Here is a 2,949-nt window from a genome sequence, read left to right as displayed (position 1 = left end):
CTCGCGATCTAGCCACTTCTAGCAGAGCAAGGGCCAAGTGTCTGCCGCTGGGTTTCCTGGGCGCATGCCTTAACCGTGTCGAGTCGTAGGAACGACATCCAGCTCGCAGGGGGATTTAGCTTTTTGCAAAGCTGATCTCATGACGAGGCAGCTGTTAGCATAGGGATCATCGCTGGAGACAGAGAGAAACATTGGGGGTGTTCGCTCCGTGGTTGCTAGTGCGAGCGTGAGTGGTATTTTTTTCCTAGATCTAGTTTAGCTGGATAAACTGTCTCGTTAGAACGCACTGCAGCTGTAGTACTGAGGCTGCCACCTGCGCAGAATTTCCATGATGCCAATCGTATCGATTTCAAATTGCTCGTGTATTGACCTGACTGTGCGGATTGCTCTCTGCGCATCTTGTAGTGCCCCTAATTGATTTTTGGCACACGATACTGAGCAAGAATGCTGTGTAGCCCAGTTCGCTGAACCATTTACCGATCGCGTAGCCTACCTTATCAATAGCTAGAATGCCGTATCAGCTACTCGGACATACAATAATGGCAGTGCTTTTATTGTATGTTTTCCCGACTGAGAACGGCTGGAGCCATCTAGCTGCTAATCAGCTCGCGGTGGGTGAAACGTTCCAAAGCTGTTGTGTGGCCAGAGGCTTACAAGGCTTGAATTCCTGCCGAGAACCGCGCAGTCATTGTTCGGTAGAGTTCACCTTTGTTGGCATATGCTGCGTTGAGGCTTGGGTAGAAGTCTGTGTCGTTTTTTGTTGGCTCACCACCAAGCAATTTGTTGCCATTCCAGCCGAGGTATAGAGGTATGCCAAGCGCAGCAAACTTGACAAGGTAGATGTACTTGCCGTCTTTGCTCATTTCCTTGCCATAGCCAAGCTTTGGCCCGAGATCACCAGCGCGATGGGAGGTTTTGGATTTCCCAATTTCTATTGGTTCAAAACCTTTTCCTGTAAAGAAATGGACGTGAGGAAGCCGGATGAGGTCAGCAGCATTTAGGTTCTTCGTCTTACCAATTTCCTACATGTTGGGTTGGCCACTGAGTAGGTAAATATCGAGCTCAGCGACCTAGAGTGGAGAGACAAACAGGGTAGAAAGGAGGAGGGCTACTGGGCGCATGTTGCTGATACTGATCAGGGTGCTGGATCTTTCAATCTGGATTTTGAGGGTGCCGATTGTAGGTATACTAATCCTCAAACACGATGGCTCTATTTCCATCAATGATAGTTCGGTCATAGGCGTGGAGGCGGATACCTCGGGCTAGGGCTCGGCGTTCGCAGTCGCGCCCGAGACGAATGAGATCTTGGGGCGAGTGCGAGTGGAGGACGCGTTTGACGTCTTGCTCGATGATTGGTCCGGCATCAAGATCGCTAGTGACGTAGTGGCAGGTGGCACCGATGAGTTTGACGCCGCGGTTGTATGCCTGTCGGTATGGATTAGCTCCGATGAAGGCGGGTAGGAAGGAGTGGTGAATGTTGATGAGTTTGCCGGAAAATTCATTGCAGAACCAGTTTGGTAGAATCTGCATGAATCGCGCGAGGATGCTGAGTTGGACATTTTCGTCGCGCAGGATTTGAGCAATTTTCTGGAATCCAGCATTCTTCGCGTCTCCGTCCATTTCAATGTGGTGGAAGGGAATTCCTTCTTTTTCTGCGATTTCTTTGCAGTGGTCGCGGTTGCCGATTACGGAGGTAATTTCTAGCGGAAGATCGTTTTCGCTAGAGCGCCAGAGAATTTCGTTGAGGCAATGCGTTGTCTTCGTCACAAGAATAGCTGTACGAATCTTGAATGGGGCGTGGCGGAAGTGCCATTCAGCTTTGAGCGCTTCACCCAAGACATTGAAGCCTGAAATGAAGGAATCTAGTTCGACATCAATATCAGAGGTGTCGATTTGTATGCGGGCAAAAAACTTACAGTCCAATGTGTTAGTGAATTGGTTGAACTCTAGCAGATTGCCATTGTGGGAGGCGATGTAGTTGGCAATTTTAGCAACGATTCCGTGTTGGTCAGGGCAAGAAATTTTGAGAATGAGCATGGCTGTAGTCTTTAGTTGGAGAGAACTCAGAATGTAGAGAACTAGTGGAATAGTCCAGAATTACGAGAGAATCTCAAGGCCATATGAATTATGTGGACTCCGAATATTCTTAATTCTCCTTATTATTGTAGTATATCGTCAATTAAAATAAAAAGGCATAAATGTGATAAAAGCTTTGTTGTCCCTCCGTAATGTATCACATGTAGAGTGCTGGCAGTCAGCAAATCTCATGTTTTCATTGTGTAGGATAGGCCGTCTTGGTGGAAGTACCGCCAAGGCGGCCTTTTGTTTTAGAGAGCCCAATGCATGAATGAATCATCTGGAATTTTGCGTTTCACCTTCGGAGCAAAGCTTGGTCTGCTTTCGCTGAGTGAGAAGCAAAACTTCTGTGGTAGTTTTGTGTAGTTTGAGCGAGGCGCGTCTTCAGCAGTTGACCCTGTGTAGGCGGCACCACTTTGTGGTGTGTGGTAGAAGATAGAACGTAAGCCTAGTTCTTGACGAATAAAGGAAATCGCAGCACTAAGCATTGCCTCGTCCCAGTAGAGAGTGAGAGGTTTGATGTGATTTTCCCAGTAGTCTTAAAAGAATTGGATGGGTATTCAGTTCCCCATCGATTGAATGTTTGACCATCTCCGTGTTGCCGAGCGTACTGTAAAACTGACTTAGACTCACGAATGCGGTCATTCTGAATTTCTTCGATCAAGACTTCACCTGAGGCTAGATCTAGATCGATGCGTGCCCACGCGAGTGTGCGATGACGGGCCCGGCTAACTGGGTGGCACTGGCATTCGAACGGGTCATTGTCTCACTTGTTGTTTATCTAGGAAGCGTGCATCTGATTCATTGAGGTTGAGTTGGAGCACGAGGTTCCAACGGTTTTTGCCGCGTTGTGTGGTTTGGATCCAGCCGTCG

Annotated in this window: 3 protein-coding genes; all 3 read right to left on the bottom strand. The window is 48.2% G+C overall.

Features of this window, described 5'->3' with window-relative positions; translation table 11 throughout:
- Positions 1-650: 650 nt before the first annotated feature.
- Positions 651-863: a hypothetical protein gene (locus ABGY95_RS00020; protein ID WP_347439632.1), complete on the bottom strand. Its 213-nt coding sequence runs from the start codon at positions 861-863 to the stop codon at positions 651-653.
- 325 nt (positions 864-1,188) lie between these two features.
- Positions 1,189-2,037, bottom strand: a complete 849-nt coding sequence (purU, locus tag ABGY95_RS00015; RefSeq protein ID WP_347439631.1) for a formyltetrahydrofolate deformylase — start codon at positions 2,035-2,037, stop codon at positions 1,189-1,191.
- 290 nt (positions 2,038-2,327) lie between these two features.
- Positions 2,328-2,564 carry a hypothetical protein gene (locus ABGY95_RS00010; protein ID WP_347439630.1) on the bottom strand — a complete coding sequence of 79 codons (237 nt, stop codon included), beginning with the start codon at positions 2,562-2,564 and terminating at the stop codon, positions 2,328-2,330.
- Positions 2,565-2,949 lie beyond the last annotated feature (385 nt).

Origin of the sequence: Rubritalea sp. (assembly GCF_039830215.1) — a bacterium.
Classification (GTDB): Bacteria; Verrucomicrobiota; Verrucomicrobiia; order Verrucomicrobiales; family Akkermansiaceae; genus Rubritalea.
This window is presented reverse-complemented; position numbering and strand designations above follow the sequence as displayed.